Below are 16,698 nucleotides of genomic sequence, written 5' to 3'. Positions count from 1 at the left end.
CGTCCACCCGAACCACAGCATCCCTCCGAGGAGTCCTCGCATGAATCGCCGTCTCACCCGCGCCGCCGCACTCGCGCTCCCGCTCGTCCTCGCCGGCGGCCTCGCCGCGTGCGCCTCATCGCCCGCCCCGGCGAACGCCCCCGCGGAAGGCGGGGACCCCGTCACGGGCGGCACCCTCACCTATCTCGAGCACCAGGCCTACACGAACCTGTATCCGCCGCAGGCAGGGTTCTACCCGAACGGGGGCATCGTGAACAACATCGCGGCTCGCCTGACGTGGCAGAACCCCGACACGCTCGAGATCGAGCCGTGGGTCGCCTCGGAGTGGACGGTCAACGACGATGCGACCGAGTACACGTTCGACCTGAACCCCGACATCACCTTCTCGGACGGCACCGTGCTCGACGCCGCTGCGGTCGCGAAGAACTTCGACACCTACGGACTTGGCGACGCCGACCGCGGACTCACGGTCTCCGAGGCGATCAACAACTACGCCGGCAGCGAGGTCGTCGACGAGGACACGGTGACGTTCCACTTCAGCGCACCCTCACCCGGATTCCTGCAGGCGACCTCGACGATCAACTCCGGCCTGCTGTCGCCGGAGACCCTCGACGGCACCATCGAGGACTTCGGCGCGGGCAACGCGGCGGAGATCATCGGATCGGGCCCGTTCACCGTGACGGACGAGAAGCTCGGCACCGAGTACACGCTCACCGCCCGCGACGACTACGACTGGGGTCCCGGCACGGTCGACAACGACGGCCGTCCGTACCTCGACGCGGTGCACGTCCTGATCACCCCGGAGGACTCGGTGCGCATCGGTTCGCTGCTCGCGGGGCAGGCGGATTACGTGCGCTATGTGCAGGCGTTCGACGAGGATCGCGTCGAGGGCGCTGGCTTCACCCTCTACGCGCCGCAGACCCGCGGGGTGAACAACTCGATCGCCCTGCGCCCCGAGAACCCGCTGCTCTCCGACATCCGGGTGCGCCAGGCGATCATCGCCGCCGTGAACGCCCAGGAGGTCGTCGACACGCTCTTCACCGAGAACTATCCGGTGGCGACCTCGGTGCTGTCGTCGCAGGCCGTCGGGTACAAGGACGAGTCGGAGCACTATGTCTACGACCCGGACAAGGCCGCGGAACTGCTCGACGAGGCCGGCTGGGAGCCGGGCTCCGACGGCATCCGCGAGAAGGACGGGGAACGGCTCGCCATCACGGTGTACGAGGCCAAGCCGCAGCCCCTGTCGAAGCAGTCGCTCGAGCTCGTCGCGCAGCAGTTGGCGAAGGTCGGTGTCGAGCTCACCGTCAAGCCGGGCGATGCGGGCAGTGCGGCCGAAGACACCCGCGATCCGTTGAAGACCGGCTTCTACCACTCGATGGTCGGTCGTGCTGATCTCGACGTCATCAAGAGCCAGTACTTCACGAAGAACCGCGACGTGCTGATCTCGAAGGACGCGAAGCTCGACGAGCTGCTCCTCGCGGTGGCCTCAGAGCCCGATGCCGACAAGCGGATCGCGGCATCCCAGGCCGTGCAGGACTACATCGCGGAGCAGGCGTACGTGATCCCGCTGTTCGAGGAGCCGCAGGTGTACGGCACCGCGACCTACGTGCACGGTGTCGCCTTCGAGTCGGTGGGGCGCCCCACATTCTCCGGCGTCTGGCTCGCCGAGCACTGATCGGCATGGTGCTTCGATGAGCTTCGTCCTCCGACGAGCCGGGCAGGCCGCGATCGTGCTGATCGCGGCCTTCACGGCCACCTTCTTCCTGCTGCAGCTGCTGCCGGGCGATGCGATCCTGATCAAGTTCTCGGACCCCAGCCTCGGGTTGTCCCCGGATCAGCTCGACAGCATCCGCGCGACCTACGGGGCCGACCTGCCCTGGTGGGAGCAGTACGTGCACGCGGGTCTCGGGTTCCTCGCCGGAGACTTCGGGTTCTCGACGCAGTTCGGCACGCCGGTGCTGACCATGCTCGCCGAAGCCCTGCCGGCGACGCTGCTGCTGGCATCGCTCGGACTCGTGGTCGCGCTGCTGCTCGCGGTCCTGATCGCCGGGCTCTCCTCGCTCGCACCGTTCGCATGGCTGCGCGACGGCCTGCGTCAGGTGCCAGGTCTCTTCGTCGCGGTCCCGGTCTTCTGGCTCGGCATCCTCCTGATCCAGGTGTTCTCGTTCGGGCTCGGCTGGGTGCCGATCGTCGGAGCGGACCCGGTGAGCGGGCTCGTGCTCCCGTGCTCACGCTCGCGGTGCCGATCTCCGCCCCACTGGCACAGGTGCTGGTCCGCGCGATCGATCAGGTGCAGGCGCAGCCCTTCGTCACGGTGGTCCGTGCCAAGGGCGCTCCGCCGCTGTGGGTGCTGACGCGTTCGGTCGCCCGCAACGCCGCCGTGCCCACCCTCACGATCGCGGGGGTGCTGTTCGGCGAACTGGTCGGCGGGGCGGTCGTGACCGAGACCGTGTTCGGGCGGACGGGCATCGGCCGCCTCACGGAGCAGGCCGTGGCGAACCAGGACATCCCTGTGCTGCAGGGCGTCGTCCTGCTGTCGGCGCTCGGTTTCGTGGTCATCAGCTTCGCGGTCGACCTCGTGACCCCTCATCGACCCTCGCCAGCGCAGCGTCGCTCGTACCCCCGCCGCCGTCGGCGGGCGGCTCGCACCTCAGGAGGTGTCCGCATGACCACATCCGTGATCGCCGAGACGGCCGTCGAGGCCGACGGCACACCGGCCTCGACCGCCGCCGGGAGCGTGCCTTCGCCCCGCCGGCGTCGTCGCTTGCGTGGTCGGTCGTGGGGGCTGTATCTGGCGTTCGTCGTCGTCGGCGTGGCCGTCCTGTGGGCGATCGTTCCTGGGGTCTTCGCGCCGGGCGACCCGCTCACCGGGGTTCCGGCCGACAAGCTGCTGCCGCCGAGCGCCGCGCACTGGTTCGGGATCGACACGCTCGGTCGTGATCTGTTCGGACGGGTCGTGCACGGCGCCGTGCACTCGCTGTCGGGTGCGCTCATCGCGGTGACGGTCGGGCTGGCGCTCGGCACTCTCATCGGCGCGATCGCCGGCGCCGTCGGCGGTGTGGTCGACGACGTGCTGATGCGCATCGTCGACGTGCTCCTCGCGATCCCGGGGCTGCTGCTGGCGCTCTCGGTGATCATCCTGTTGGGTTTCGGCACCGTGAACGCGGCGATCGCCGTCGGTCTCGGCAGCGTCGCCGCGTTCGCCAGGCTCATGCGTGCCGAGGTCGCGCGCGTGCGCCGCACCGAGTATGTCGAAGCGGCCTTCGGCAGCGGTGCCACCTTCGCCGCGGTCCTCCGTCGGCACGTGCTGCCGAACTCCCTGACGCCGATCCTCGCGCTCGCTGCGTTGCAGTTCGGCAGTGCGATCCTCGCGATCTCCACTCTGGGGTTCCTCGGCTACGGTGCGCCACCGCCCACCCCGGAATGGGGGCTGCTGATCGCCGACGGTCGGAACTACGTCGGCACCGCGTGGTGGCTCACGGCGTTGCCCGGCCTGGTCGTCGTGGTGGTCGTGCTCAGCGCGAACCGCATCAGTCATCGAATCGGAAGGAGCGGGAAGTGAGTGTCGTGAGGTCATCAGCACTGCTCGGTCATCGAATCGGAAGCAGCGGGAAATGAGCAGCACACCTGTCATCTCCGCGACCGACCTGCGGATCTCCTACGGCGACCGGGACGCGCGTCGGGAAGTCGTGCACGGCGTCTCGTTCGAGATCCACGAGGGCGAGACCCTCGCGCTGGTGGGCGAGTCGGGGTCGGGCAAGTCCACGACCGCCCATGCACTGCTCGGTCTCCTCCCGCCGGGAGGAAGGGTCGACGGTGGGACGGTCGTGCTGGGCGATCTCGACATCTCGGGGTGGTCCGACCGCGCGCTGCGGGGCATCCGCGGGCCCGAGATCGGCCTCGTGCCGCAGGATCCGACCACCTCGCTCGACCCCGTGCGCACGATCGGCGCGCAGGTCGAGGAGATCCTTCGCCTGCACGGGCACCGGGACCGTCGGTCGCGGCACGCACGAGCCATCGAGCTGCTCGACCGCGTCGGCATCGACGATCCCGACCTGCGGGCACGCCAGTATCCGCACGAGCTCTCCGGGGGATGCGGCAGCGCGTGCTGATCGCCACCGCCATCGCCCTGCGGCCCCGACTGCTGATCGCGGATGAGCCCACCAGCGCCCTCGACGCCACGGTGCAGCGGAAGGTGCTGGATCTGCTCGACGAGTTGCAGCGCGACGAAGGCACCAGCATCCTGCTCGTGACCCACGACCTCGGGGTCGCCGCCGACCGCGCCGAGCGGCTCGTCGTGCTCAAGGACGGACGGATCGTGGAGGAGGGGCGCAGCGATGCGGTGCTCGCGGCGCCCGCCGACGCGTACACACGGCAGCTGCTCTCGGACGCTCCGGCATTCGCCACCGGTTTCCGGCGTCCGGATGCGCCGCCGTTCCTCCGGGATGCCGCGGCCGTCGCCGCCGAGAACCCGTTCGCCATCGTCGCCGAGGGCCTCGTGAAGGAGTTCCGTGTGGCGGGGCGCGAGCGTTTCCGTGCGGTGGATGACGTGTCGTTCAAGGTCCGCCGTGGCACCACGCACGCGCGCTCGTGGGGGGAGTCGGGCTCCGGCAAGACCACCACGGCCCGACTCGTCACGCGGTTCCATCAGCCCGACGCCGGCACCATCGAACTCGACGGCGAGGACGTGACCCAGGCGAAGCGCGACCAGCTGCGGGCACTGCGTCGGCGCGTGCAGCTCGTCTACCAGAACCCCTTCGCGTCACTGGACCCGCGCCAGCAGATCGTCGACATCGTCGCGGAGCCGCTGCGGAACTTCCGGGTCGGGACGCGCATCGAGCGGCGGGAGCGCGCGCACGCACTGCTCGAGCGGGTCTCGCTGCCGATCGACGTCGCACGTCGCACCCCCGGTGAGCTCTCGGGCGGTCAGCGGCAGCGGTCGCGATCGCGAGAGCGCTCGCGATCGACCCGGAGGTCGTGGTCCTCGACGAGGCGGTGTCGGCACTGGATGTGACCGTTCAGGCGCGCATCCTCGAGCTGCTCACCTCGCTGCAGGCCGAGCTCGGACTCACCTACCTGTTCATCTCGCACGACCTGGCCGTGGTGCGGCGGATCAGCCACACGGTCTCGGTCATGCGCCGCGGCCAGATCGTCGAGGAGGGGCAGACGGAAGACCTCTTCCGCGACCCGCAGCACGACTACACCCGGGAGCTGCTGGCCGCAGTGCCCGGAACCAGAGAAGTCTCCGGCACCAGAGAGGTACCCGCATGACCGCACCCACCGTCGCGTTCTTCACCCGACTGCTCGACGACGCCGCCCCTGCCGAGCGGTACGCGTTCGCGACCGCGCAGATCCAGCAGGCCGAGCGGCACGGCATCGGTCGGGCGTGGGTCGCCCAGCACCACTTCCACGCTGCCGAGGGAGGACTGCCGTCACCTCTGGTGTTCCTCGCGAACGTCGCTGCCGTGACCTCCGCCATCCGTCTCGGCACCGGGGTGATCACATTGCCGCTGGAAGACCCGGTGCGGGTGGCCGAAGATGCCGTGGTCGCCGATCTGCTCTCCGGGGTCGCGTCGATCTGGGACTCGGCAGCGGCGGCACGCCTTCGTCGTTCGCGCCGTTCGGGGAGGATGTGCGCGACAAGGGACCGACCTACGACCGCAAGCTGCGGACCCTGCTGGACGGTCTCGCCGGGCGGGACGTCGGTGCGGGCAACTCCCTGTATCCGGATGCCGGGGACCTCGCGGACCGCGTCTGGCAGGCGACGTTCTCGGTACCGGGTGGGCATCGCGCCGGCATCCACGGGCACGGTCTGCTGCTGTCCCGCACACAGCCGCGCAGTGCCGACCGGCTGCAGGCGCCGCTCTCCGCCCTGCAGGATCCGATCATCGACGCCTACCTCGAGGCGCTGCCGGAGGAGTGGCGCCGCGGATCACCGCCTCGCGCACCGTGTTCGTCGCGGACGACCGTGCCGAGGCGCTGCGCTTCGCCGAGGTCGGTCTGCGCCGCGCGGCCGAGGGCTTCCGCCGTCAGGGCCAGACGATCCCGGGCGACAGCATCGACGAGCTGATCGCCGCACTCGACACGCACCTGGGCACTCCGGAGGAGGTGGCGGATTCCCTCGCCGCCGACACCACCCTCGCCCGCGCGACCGAGGTCGCCTTCCAGGTGCACTCCGTCGACGCCCCGCACGAGCACGTGCTGCGCTCGATCGCACTCTTCGCCGACGAGGTCGCCCCGGCCCTCGGCTACGCGCTCACCCCCACCCCGCACCGCATCAGTACCGACCAGAACCTCACCCTCAAGGAGAACGCATGACCGACGACATCGTGGACCGGATCGCGGAGGTGACGCCGGAGCTGGACGTCCTGCGCCGTCGCCGTCCCGTCACCAGAGAGCAGTTGCAGGCGAGCTTCGACGCCCTCTTCCGTCCGGCGAGCGTGGAGCACGTGTCGCAGGCCGAACGCGAACTCGTCGCCGCTTTCGCCACCGGTCTCGCCGGCGCCGAAGACCCGACCGCGGAGTTCTACGCCGCCCGCGCGCAGGAGGGCGATCCGCAGCGCGCGGCCGTCGTGGTCGCCGAGGCGGCTGTGGCGGCGACCAGGGGGCCGTTCGGCACCTACACCGAGCTGGGGTTGCAGGCCGAGAACGCCGACGGCCCGCGCTACGTCCCGTCCGAGGCCGTCGTCGCCGCCGTGGGCGAGCGCGTGGCCGCCGCCCTCACGCACACGCACCTGCTGGTGTTCCGCCCGCGCGAGGCCTCGGGCACCGACCTCGGGCGCCTGGTCGACGCGGGCTGGTCGACCGACGGCATCGTGACGTTGTCGCAGCTGGTGTCTTTCCTCGCCTTCCAGCAGCGTGTCGTCACCGGGCTCCGCGTGCTCGCCGCCGCAGGGCTGACCACGACCGCCACGCCCGAGATCTCCGAGGAGGAAGCCGCATGACCGCCGAGACCACCGTGCTCCGTCACGACGACGCCCCGCATCCGCACGCGTTCACCCGCGGGGAGGTCGGGTGGGTCCCACCTCGCACCGCTCGCCGAGGAGGACCTGACCGAGCGTCACTTCGACGGTCTCGTCGACGCGGCTCGCGCGAAGAACGACTACTTCCGTCTGCTGGCCCGCGACCCCGAGGTGTTGAAAGCGCGCACCCTCGTCGACAAGGACATCTTCTACAACGCCGCGGAGGGGCTGCCCCGCGCCGACCGCGAGTTGGCCGCGACCGCGGCATCCCGTCGCAACGGCTGCGTGTTCTGCGCCTCGGTGCACTCGCGCTTCGCCGCGCACCACAGCAAGCGCACGGACGACGTCGACCTCCTGCTCGACGAGGGGGTGGACGCCGACCTCGGCGAGCGCTGGAACGCCGTCGTCGCGGCATCCGTCGCCCTCACCGACACGCCGAACGCGTTCGGGGAGGACGAGATCGTGCGGCTGCGCGCGGCCGGACTCGACGACCTGGAGATCGCCGACTTCATCCACGGCGCCGCGTTCTTCAACTGGGCGAACCGGCTCATGCTGTCGATCGGACGCCCGGTGGCTCCAGCCTGAACCCCGACGTGACCCTCGGCTACGGCACGAGGATGATCTTGCCCGAGGTGGCGCCGGACTCCATGAGCTCATGGGCCTGCGCCGCTTCGGCGAGGGGAGTTCCGGGCCCAGCTCGATCGTGAAGTCGCCGGCGGCGAGCAGCTCGATGGTCTTCGGCAGCGCCTCGGCGCGCCATGCGAGCTCCTCCGCGCTCAGCGGCACCGGCGATCCGCCCGAGAACGCGCGGATGCCGAACGATGCGGCGTCCGGTCCACGCACGATCGTCGCGATCCGGTCGCGGTCGGCGACCAGGGCGAGCGAGGTCTCGATCGCCTCGTCGGTGCCCGCGCCGTCGAGCACGACCGTGACGGGAGATGGAGCGGCCTCGCGGACCCGCTCGAGCAGCCCGTCGCCGTAGGCCACGGGGATCGCGCCGAGCTCGCGCAGCTGGTCGTGGCGGGCCGTGCTGGCGGTGGCGATCACGGTCGCACCCCCGCGACGGCGAACTGCACCGCCGCCTGGCCGACCGCCCCCGAGCCGGCGTGCACGAGCAGGACGTCGCCCTCGGTCACTCCGAGGGAGCGCAGCGCCTGATAGGCCGTGCCGGAGGGGATGCCGATCGCCGCGCCCTCGGCCATCGTGACGGCGTCGGGGAGCTTCTCGAGGTTCTCGGTCGCGATCGCGAGCGCCGAGGCGTAGGTGCCGTGCGCGTCGCGGATCGCCACCCGATCGCCGACCGCGAACCGATCGACGCCCTCGCCGAGCACCTCGACGACACCGGCGCCGTCGAATCCGACAGGGCGCGGTTCCGTGATCGGCGGCGACGGGCGCTTGCCGCTGCGCAGCTTCGCGTCGATGGGGTTCACGCCGGCGGCCTCGATGCGGACGACGACCTCGCCGCGTGCCGCCACGGGGTCGGGGATCTCCATCAGGTGCAGGACAGCGGGGGAGCCGATTTCGGTGTAGACGATCGCGCGAGCCATGCGTTCAGGCTACCCGTGCCGAGGGCCGAAGCGAGGGCTCAGCGACCTGACAGCGCCTTCATGATCCGCTGCGGCGACACGGGCTGTGCGGTGCCGAGACGCTGCGCGAACACGCTGACCCGGTACTCCTCCAGCAGCCAGCGCACCTCGACGAGCGCGGGCGCGGCGTCGCGGGCGAGCGGGATCGTGCCGCCGGCGTCTTCGAACGCCTTCGCCATGCGCTCGTACTCGGTCATGCGCGCGCGGTCCTTGCCAGGCTCGCTCGCGAGCGTCTTCAGCCGGTCGAGCATGCCCTCGAGGTACCGCGGGAAGTGCGCGAGCCGATCGGCGCCGGCGGCCGAGACGAATCCGGGATGCAGCAGACCGCTCAACTGCGTGCGGATGTCGTTGAGAGGTCCGAGGAGCGCCAGAGAGTTCTGCGACTTGATCCCGCGCTCGACGTCGCGGGACTTCGTCAGGATGCGGGCGACCAGCGAGACGCAGGCGAAGAGCTCGTCCACGAGCACCGCCGACACGGCGTCGCGCACCCGCACGAATTCGGCCTCGCTGCGCACGATCCCGTCCGGCACGATGCTCTGGACGACCCGCCGGGACACAGCGGCGCGACAGTCCTCGATCAGCGCAGCGGCTGACGGGTACGACGAAGCCGCGAGCGCCAGCTTCTCCTGGCTCGTCAGGTGCTCCTGAACATACGACGACGGCGAGGGGACGCCCAGCAGCACCAGTCGCAGCACGCCGTCGCGGGTCGCAGCAGCTGCGGCCTCAGGAGTGGACTCGACGCGCACCGCCACGCTCTTGCCCTGGTCGACGATGGCCGGATAGCCGCGCACGACTCCGCCGGCGACCCGCGTGTCGAGCACCTCGGGCAGCTCCCCGAACGTCCACCCCGTCAGCCCGGTCTGTTCGACCGGTGCCGCGGCGACGCGCTCGGCGCCGCGGTTCGGGCCCGGGGCGCCGGAGCGGGGAGGTGCGGTGATCGAGCGCGCGACGCTGCTGCGCGCGCGGTCGGAGAGCTGCGCCTGCAGGGCTCGCAGATCACGTCCGGAGCCGACGACCCTGCCGCGTTCGTCCACCGCGCGGAAGTTCATGCGCAGGTGCGCGGGCACCCGCTCGTCCTCGAAGTCAACGGCGGAGACGAGCTGGTTCGCGAGCGGCTGGATGAGCCGGGCGAGAGCGTCCTTGAGCGTGCGTGGAGGCAGGCCGCCGTGCGACTCCGGACCCTCTTCGGCGAGCTCTGCCCCGAACTTCTCGGCCCAGTCGGCTGCGGGCACCACGTGGCGGCGGATGGCCTTCGGCAGCGCTCGCAGCAGTCCGGTCACGAGTTCGGCGCGCAGGCCGGGGACCTGCCAGTCGAAGCCGCGGTCCTCGAGCTGTGCCAGCAGGGGCAGGGGCACCACCACGCTGACACCGTCGTCGTCGGCGCCCGGCTCGAACCGGTACGCGAGTCCGAGGACCTGATCGCCCTGCGTCCACCGTGTCGGGAACTCGCGCTGATCCGCGCGCTCCTCATCGTCGATCAGGTCGCTCTCACGCATGACGAGCAGCTTCGGCGTCGTCGCCATGGCCTCGCGCCACCAGCTCTCGAACGAGCGCACGTCGAACACGTCGGCGGGGATGCGTTCATCGTAGAAGCGGAACACGGCCTCATCGCCGGCGAGGATGTCGCGGCGGCGCTCGCGTTCTTCGAGCTTCTCGAGGCGTCGGCGCAGCTCGGCGTTGCTGCGCCAGAACGCGCTCACCCTCTTGTCGATGCGCGTCGGATCCCACTCGCCTTCGACGAGCGCGTGCCGCACGAACAGCTCGCGCGAGGCTGGCCGGTCGATGCGGGCGAACTGCACGCGGCGCCGCGGGATGATCTCGAGTCCGAACAGCGTCACCTTCTCGAACGCGACGGCGGCGCCGGCATCCTTCGACCAGTGCGGCTCGGTCACCTGCCGCTTGGCGAGGTCACCGGCCAGCGGTTCCGCCCACGCCGGGTCGATCGCGGCGACGGTTCGGGCGAAGGTGCGCGAGGTCTCCACGATCTCGGCGGCGATCACGGCGCGAGGACTCTTCTTGCGCAGACCGGATCCGGGAAGATCGAGAACCGGATGCCGCGGGCACCCCGGTACTCCGCGATGCGCCGGCCCTTCTGCTCCTTGGCGGGGGAGTGCGCCTTCCCCGCGGGAGCGGTGCGTTCGTCGAGGATGCCGATCTGCGACAGGAGTCCGGCGAGCAGCGAGCGGTGGATGGCGTCGGGGTCGCTCGTCCCGGTGTCGTCGTGGGAGCGATCGGGCGTCTTCACGAGCGTGCGCAGCTGGCGGTGCACATCGAACCACTCCCGCACCCGCACGTAGTTCAGATGCTCGGCGCGGCACAGCCGACGGAACGCGCTGGACCCGAGCTCACGCTGCTGCTCGCGCAGGTGGTTCCAGAGGTTCAGCAGGGTCAGGAAGTCGCTGGTCGGATCGACGAAGCGGGCGTGCAGGCGGTCGGCCTCCTCGCGGCGCTCCTCCGGCCGCTCCCGCACGTCCTGGATCGTCATGCCCGACACGATCGCGAGCACGTCTCGGGTCACGGTGCCGGCGGATCCGGACCGCCCGGCCTCGATCAGCATGCGGGCGAACCGCGGATCGATCGGCATGCGCGAGATGTCGCGGCCGGTGCGGGTGAGGTGCGGGGAGCCGTCACGACGGGAGGGCTCGACGGCTCCGAGCTCGGTGAGCAGGTCGAAGGCCGCTTTGACGCCCCGGGAGTCCGGCGGCGTGAGGAAGGGGAACGCGCTGATGTCGCCGAACCCGAGCGACAGCATCTGCAGGATGACCGACGCCAGCGAGGTGCGCAGGATCTCGGGCTCGGTGAACTCCGGGCGACGGTCGAAGTCCTCTTCCGAGTACAGGCGGATCGCGATGCCGTCGCTGGTGCGCCCCGCGCGACCGGAGCGCTGGTTCGCCGAGGCCTGCGAGATGGCCTCGATCGGCAGTCGCTGCACTTTGGAGCGGTTGCTGTAGCGGGAGATGCGCGCGGTCCCGGTGTCGATCACGTACTTGATGCCGGGGACCGTGAGGCTCGTCTCGGCGACGTTCGTCGCGAGGATGACCCGACGACGGACGCCCGCGACCCTGCTGCGTTCGAAGACCCGGTGCTGGTCGGCGGCGGAGAGGCGACCGAACAGCGGCAGCACCTCGGTGGGGGAGCGGTCGTTCGCGTAGGCGCCGCGCACGGCATCCGCGGCGTCGCGGATCTCGGCCTCGCCGGGCAGGAAGACGAGCACATCACCCGGGGCCTCCCGGTCGAGTTCGCGCAGTGCGGCGACGATCGCCGAGACCTCGTCCTCCGGCTCGGCCGGTGCGCTCTCGTCGTCCGCGTCTTCGACCGGGCCGCGGTAGCGGATCTCGACGGGATACGTGCGCCCCGACACCTCGATGATCGGTGCCGGCGTGCCGTCCGCTGCGGCGAAGTGCTTCGCGAAGCTCTCCGGGTCGATCGTCGCCGAGGTGATGATCATCTTGAGGTCGGGACGTTCCGGCAGGATGCGGGCCAGATACCCCAGCAGGAAGTCGACGTTGAGGGAGCGTTCGTGCGCCTCGTCGATGATGATCGTGTCGTAGCGGGTGAGCAGCCGGTCGCGGTGGATCTCGTTGAGGAGGATGCCGTCGGTCATCAGGGCGATGCGAGTGGCGTCCGAGACCTTGTCGGTGAAGCGCACCTTGTAGCCGACGAGGGTGCCGAGCTCGACGTGCAGTTCTTCCGCGACACGTTCCGCGATGGTCCGGGCGGCCAGTCGGCGGGGCTGCGTGTGCGCGATGCGCTCGCGCCCCAGTTCGAGGGCGATCTTCGGCAGCTGGGTGGTCTTGCCGGAGCCGGTCGCCCCCGCGACGATCACGACCTGGTGGTCGCGGATGGCATCGGCGATCTCGCCCCTGGCGGCGCTGACGGGCAGCTCCGGGGGATAGGAGATCACGGGGGAGGACATAGCCCTCCATCGTATGACGGGAATCGCCCCCTACGATCATCTGGTGATCACCGCCCTGGCTCCCGTCCGATGGTTCCGTGAGTTCGGGCGCCCTCCGCGCATCCTCGGCCTCGATGTCGCGAGGGGGTTGGCGATCCTCGGCATGGCCGGAGCGCACATCGGCGAGACGGAGGCCTTCGACCTCGTCGATCCTTCGACGTGGACCGACCTCGTGCACGGGCGGTCCTCGATCCTCTTCGCCCTGCTCGCGGGAGTGTCGATCGCCCTGATGACCGGCCGCAGCGCGCTGCCCGACCCGGGGCGTCTCCCCGGCATCCGGCTGAACCTCGTCGGACGCGGAGCGGTGATCTTCCTGATCGGGCTCGCCCTCGAGATGCTGAACACCCCGATCGCGGTGATCCTCACGCTCTACGGCATCCTCTACATCGCCGTGATCCCGTTCCTGCGGTGGCGTCCGTGGCAGTTGCTGCTCGGGGCTGCCGTGCTCGCGCTGCTCGGACCCGCACTGCTCGCCTTCCTCGGCGCGGTGATGCTGCACCCGTTCGGCGCCGGCATCGGGTTCGTGCTGTACGGGACGTACCCGATCACGGTGTGGATGGCGCTCGTGCTGGGCGGCATGGCTCTGGGGCGGATGCACGTGGAGCGGATCCGCACCGCCGTGATCGCGCTCGGCCTCGGCCTCGTGCTCGCGGTCGCAGGCTACGGACTCGGTGGCATCGGGCAGTCCGCGGGGCTCACGGGGGCTCCGGACGGCAGCTCGTCCTTCGCGGACGGCTCGTTCATCGAGAGCGACGGCGGGGTCCTGTCCGCTCCGAGCGGGTGGGAGGGGTATCCGCAGGCGCTCGCGGCGGCCGACCCGCTGGGCGCCTTGGTCGCCGCGGTGTTCGCGGTCGAACCTCACAGCGGGGGACGGCCGAGGTGCTCGGCTCCGGCGGGTTCGCGCTCGCGGTGATCGCGCTGTGCCTGCTGCTGGCAGGGCCCCTGCGGTGGGTGCTGCTGCCCCTCGGCGCGCTCGGATCCATGCCGCTGACGGCATACAGCGCGCACGTGCTGTCCATCGTCCTGGTCGGCGGGCCGGGCGCGTTCTTCTCGAGCAACGCGGTCTGGGCGGCGACGGCGGTGGGCCTGCTGGTTGTGACGACCCTGTGGTCGATGTTCTTCGGACGCGGACCCTTGGAACGGCTCGTCGGTCGCGGCGCGGCGGCGATGGCGGCGGTTCCGCGGCGCTGAACCGAGGGACTTCTTCCACATCCCCCGGCCTCGGCGTCCGACACCGGTCATAGGCTGGAGGAATGAGCATTCCTGCACTCGAACTGAACGACGGCAACTCCATCCCGCAGCTCGGCTACGGCGTCTTCAAGGTGCCGCCGGCAGAGACCGAGCGCGCGGTGAGCGAGGCGCTCGAGATCGGCTACCGCCACATCGACACGGCCGCGATCTACGGCAACGAAGAGGGCGTCGGTGCGGCCATCGCCGCCTCCGGCATCGCGCGCGACGACCTGTTCATCACGACCAAGCTCTGGAACGACCGCCACCACGGCGAGGAGCCGCGCGCAGCGATCGGCGAGAGCCTGGAGAAGCTCGGGCTGGAGAAGGTCGACCTCTACCTGGTGCACTGGCCCACCCCCGCCAAAGACGACTACGTGCACGCGTTCGCGAAGCTCGTCGAGCTGCGCGAGGCCGGGCTCACCCGCAGCATCGGCGTGTCGAACTTCCTGGTGCCGCACCTCGAGCGCACCGTGAAGGAGACCGGTGTCGTGCCGGCGGTGAACCAGATCGAACTGCACCCCGCCTACCAGCAGCGCGACGTGGTCGCGTGGGCCGACGAGCACGGCATCCGGATCGAGGCGTGGGGTCCGCTCGGGCAGGGCAAGTACGACCTGTTCGGCACTCCCGCGGTGGCCGAGGCCGCCGCGGCGCACGGAGTCACCCCGCGCAGGCCGTACTGCGCTGGCACCTCCAGAAGGGCATCATCGTGTTCCCGAAGTCGGTGCGCGCCGAGCGGCTGCGCGAGAACCTCGACGTGTTCGGCTTCGAGCTCACGGACGCCGAGATCGCGGCGATCGACGCGCTCGACCCGCTGGACGGCTCCGGACGTGTCGGTTCGCATCCTGACGATGTGAACTGAGACCCGGTTCTCCCCGCACATGACGCCCCGTGTCGCATCGCGCGACACGGGGCGTCGTCGTGAGTACCGTCGAGGCATGACAGCTCCGTTCCGCGTCGTGGCCGTGTCGGGTTCCCTGCACGAGCCGAGCAAGACGACGGCCCTCGTCCGGGCGATCACGGCCGCGATCGGCGAACGCGCCGCGGTCGAGTCGCAGCTCATCGAGCTCACGGAGATCGGCCCCGGACTGGCCGGCGCGCTTCGACGCGACCAGCTCGCGCCGGAGGTGGAGGCCCAGCTGCAGGCGATCGAGTCCGCCGACCTCCTGATCGTCGGCAGCCCGGTCTACCGGGCGTCGTTCACGGGCCTGTTCAAGCACCTCTTCGATTTCGTCGGACAGTACGAGCTGGTCGGCAAGCCGGTGCTGCTCGCGGCGACCGGCGGCGGCGAGAAGCACGCGCTGATCATCGAGCATCAGCTGCGTCCGCTGTTCGCGTTCTTCCAGGCGCTCACCCTTCCGCTCGGGGTGTACGCGAGCGACACCGACTTCGACGGCTACGAGATCGCCTCCGACGTGCTGCGCGCCCGCATCGCGCTGGCCGCGGACCGCGCTCTGCCGCTCGTCGGCTACGCGGCATCGCGCCCGATCGACCTGCTGGTCGGCTGACTCGCGTCCTCCCGCGGCGTGGCGTTCCCGCGCGGCGTAGCGTGAGGGTATGACCAACCGGCTCGCCGACACGCTCAGCCCGTACCTGCGGGCGCACGCCGACAACCCCGTCGACTGGTTCCCCTGGGGCGAGGAGGCGTTCGCCGAAGCGCAGCGGCGCGACGTGCCGCTGCTGATCTCGATCGGCTACTCGACGTGCCACTGGTGCCATGTGATGGCACGCGAGTCGTTCGCCGACCCCGCGACGGCGGCGCTGATCAACGACGGTTTCGTGGCGGTGAAGGTCGACCGGGAGGAGCATCCGCAGGTCGACGGCGCCTACATGGCCGCCGCCTCCGCCTTCACGCAGAACCTCGGCTGGCCGCTCACGGTCTTCGCCACTCCGCGAGGGCGCACGTTCTACGCCGGCACGTACTGGCCCCCAGAGGCGCGTGCTCCGATGCCCGCGTTCCGCGAGGTGCTCGCCGCGGTGCGCGAGGCGTGGACGGTGCGACGCGCCCAAGCCGAGGAGTCGGCGGATGCGGTGACGGATGCGCTCGCGAGGGCTGCGGAGTCGGCGCCGTCCGACCTGCCGGACGTCGTCGCGATCGCGACAGCGGCGGAGGCGATCGCGCAGCGCGAGGACCGGCAGTTCGGAGGGTACGGCGGCGCACCGAAGTTCCCCGTCGCGACCACGCTGCGGTTCCTGCAGCATCCGGTCGTGCGAGAGGGCGCTCCGGATGCGGCGGCGTCGGTCGAGCGCGCGCTCGCCGCGATGGCGGGGTCCGCCCTGCGCGACGCCGACGGGGGCTTCTTCCGGTATGCGACGCAGCGCGACTGGACGGTGCCGCACTACGAGCGGATGCTGACCGACAACGCGCAGCTGCTGGATGTCGCACGCGACGCGCAGGACGAGCGAACCGTGCGCGGGATCGCCGCCTTCCTGATCGACGTGCTCCGTCGCGACGGCGGAGGGTTCGGCGCGGCACAGGACTCGGAGTCGATGATCGACGGTGTGCGCAACGAGGGCGGGTACTACCTCCGCACCCTCGCCGACCGCGCGGACCTGGAGTCGCCCGCCGTCGATGGCAAGGTGATCACCGGCTGGAACGGGCTGGCGATCGGCGCCCTGTCCCGGGCGGGGGCTGGCATTCGGGGAGCAGCGCTGGATCGATGCCGCGGCTGCTGCCGCCGACCACGTGGTGCGGGTCAACCGGAACTCCGCCGGCGCGCTGGTGCGCACATCGCTCGACGGCCGGGCGTCATCCGCCGTGGCGACCGCGGCCGACCGAGGGCTGTTCGCCGACGGTCTGTTCGCCCTCGCGCTCGCGACCGGCGACGCGATGTGGGCGACCGAGGCGCGGCGCACCCTCGACGAGGTGCTCGATGGTCCCGGCGGCGACGACCCGCTGCTGTCGGCCCAGGGCATCGCGACCTCACCCGATGAGACCGACGGCGACCTGCCATCGGATGCCGCTGCG

General features: G+C 70.8%; 14 protein-coding genes and 5 pseudogenes. 17 read left to right on the top strand and 2 right to left on the bottom strand.

Annotated elements, in window-relative coordinates; genetic code table 11:
* Nucleotides 1-40 precede the first annotated feature (40 nt).
* The 12 genes and pseudogenes from G4G29_RS13880 (at nt 41) to G4G29_RS22330 (ending at nt 7,944) form a co-directional block, all read left to right on the top strand.
* Complete coding sequence (locus G4G29_RS13880; protein WP_183150520.1) at nt 41-1,675, top strand: TIGR04028 family ABC transporter substrate-binding protein; 1,635 nt, start codon at nt 41-43, stop codon at nt 1,673-1,675.
* A 16-nt stretch (nt 1,676-1,691) separates the two neighbouring features.
* A complete protein-coding gene (locus tag G4G29_RS13875; RefSeq protein WP_244632039.1) occupies nt 1,692-2,354 on the top strand; it encodes an ABC transporter permease in 663 nt (220 codons plus the stop codon).
* Nucleotides 2,240-2,521 (top strand): annotated as a pseudogene (locus G4G29_RS22345) (ABC transporter permease subunit); the annotation flags it as partial. The gene G4G29_RS13875 and the pseudogene G4G29_RS22345, both read left to right, overlap by 115 nt.
* Nucleotides 2,522-2,665: 144 nt before the next feature.
* On the top strand, nt 2,666-3,562 hold the full coding sequence (locus G4G29_RS13870) for an ABC transporter permease (protein ID WP_183150519.1): 897 nt from the start codon (nt 2,666-2,668) through the stop codon (nt 3,560-3,562).
* A gap of 52 nt (nt 3,563-3,614) precedes the next feature.
* A complete protein-coding gene (locus G4G29_RS24125) occupies nt 3,615-4,112 on the top strand; it encodes an ATP-binding cassette domain-containing protein (protein ID WP_345941083.1) in 498 nt (165 codons plus the stop codon).
* Nucleotides 4,106-5,014, top strand: coding sequence for an ATP-binding cassette domain-containing protein (locus G4G29_RS24120; protein ID WP_345941082.1), 909 nt, complete (start codon nt 4,106-4,108; stop codon nt 5,012-5,014). The genes G4G29_RS24125 and G4G29_RS24120 overlap by 7 nt, the downstream gene beginning before the upstream one ends.
* Nucleotides 4,978-5,271: an ABC transporter ATP-binding protein gene (locus tag G4G29_RS24115; protein WP_345941081.1), complete on the top strand. Its 294-nt coding sequence runs from the start codon at nt 4,978-4,980 to the stop codon at nt 5,269-5,271. Before G4G29_RS24120 ends, G4G29_RS24115 begins: the two co-directional genes overlap by 37 nt.
* Nucleotides 5,268-5,507, top strand: a pseudogene (locus G4G29_RS22340) (LLM class flavin-dependent oxidoreductase); the annotation flags it as partial. The gene G4G29_RS24115 and the pseudogene G4G29_RS22340, both read left to right, overlap by 4 nt.
* 412 nt (nt 5,508-5,919) lie before the next feature.
* Complete coding sequence (locus tag G4G29_RS22335; RefSeq protein ID WP_244632663.1) at nt 5,920-6,318, top strand: hypothetical protein; 399 nt, start codon at nt 5,920-5,922, stop codon at nt 6,316-6,318.
* Complete coding sequence (locus tag G4G29_RS13855) at nt 6,315-6,944, top strand: CMD domain protein (protein WP_183150518.1); 630 nt, start codon at nt 6,315-6,317, stop codon at nt 6,942-6,944. Before G4G29_RS22335 ends, G4G29_RS13855 begins: the two co-directional genes overlap by 4 nt.
* Nucleotides 6,941-7,547 (top strand): annotated as a pseudogene (locus tag G4G29_RS13850) (alkylhydroperoxidase domain protein). The gene G4G29_RS13855 and the pseudogene G4G29_RS13850 overlap by 4 nt, the downstream one beginning before the upstream one ends.
* 70 nt (nt 7,548-7,617) lie before the next feature.
* Nucleotides 7,618-7,944 (top strand): hypothetical protein, encoded by a 327-nt coding sequence (locus G4G29_RS22330; RefSeq protein ID WP_244632038.1) that lies wholly within the window; start codon nt 7,618-7,620, stop codon nt 7,942-7,944.
* 61 nt (nt 7,945-8,005) lie between these two features.
* Here the strand turns inward: G4G29_RS22330 and G4G29_RS22325 are convergent, their stop codons facing one another.
* Entirely contained in the window at nt 8,006-8,509 is a 504-nt protein-coding gene (locus G4G29_RS22325; protein ID WP_244632037.1) for an alcohol dehydrogenase catalytic domain-containing protein, read from the bottom strand.
* 38 nt (nt 8,510-8,547) lie between these two features.
* A pseudogene (hrpA, locus tag G4G29_RS13840) lies at nt 8,548-12,464 on the bottom strand (ATP-dependent RNA helicase HrpA).
* 43 nt (nt 12,465-12,507) lie between these two features.
* On the opposite strand from hrpA, the gene G4G29_RS13835 reads away from it, so the two are divergent.
* The 5 genes and pseudogenes from G4G29_RS13835 to G4G29_RS13820 all read left to right on the top strand — a co-directional run bounded on the left by G4G29_RS13835 (nt 12,508) and on the right by G4G29_RS13820 (nt 16,664).
* Nucleotides 12,508-13,416, top strand: a complete 909-nt coding sequence (locus tag G4G29_RS13835) for a heparan-alpha-glucosaminide N-acetyltransferase domain-containing protein (RefSeq protein WP_244632036.1) — start codon at nt 12,508-12,510, stop codon at nt 13,414-13,416.
* Nucleotides 13,383-13,694: a hypothetical protein gene (locus G4G29_RS22320; RefSeq protein WP_244632035.1), complete on the top strand. Its 312-nt coding sequence runs from the start codon at nt 13,383-13,385 to the stop codon at nt 13,692-13,694. The genes G4G29_RS13835 and G4G29_RS22320 overlap by 34 nt, the downstream gene beginning before the upstream one ends.
* 62 nt (nt 13,695-13,756) lie before the next feature.
* Nucleotides 13,757-14,592 (top strand): annotated as a pseudogene (locus G4G29_RS13830) (aldo/keto reductase).
* 76 nt (nt 14,593-14,668) lie between these two features.
* On the top strand, nt 14,669-15,238 hold the full coding sequence (gene msuE, locus G4G29_RS13825) for an FMN reductase (RefSeq protein ID WP_183150517.1): 570 nt from the start codon (nt 14,669-14,671) through the stop codon (nt 15,236-15,238).
* Nucleotides 15,239-15,287: 49 nt separating this feature from the next.
* Entirely contained in the window at nt 15,288-16,664 is a 1,377-nt protein-coding gene (locus tag G4G29_RS13820; protein WP_345941080.1) for a DUF255 domain-containing protein, read from the top strand.
* Nucleotides 16,665-16,698: the final 34 nt, after the last annotated feature.

Source organism: Microbacterium sp. Se63.02b (assembly GCF_014171575.1).
Lineage (GTDB): Bacteria > Actinomycetota > Actinomycetes > Actinomycetales > Microbacteriaceae > Microbacterium.
This window is presented reverse-complemented; position numbering and strand designations above follow the sequence as displayed.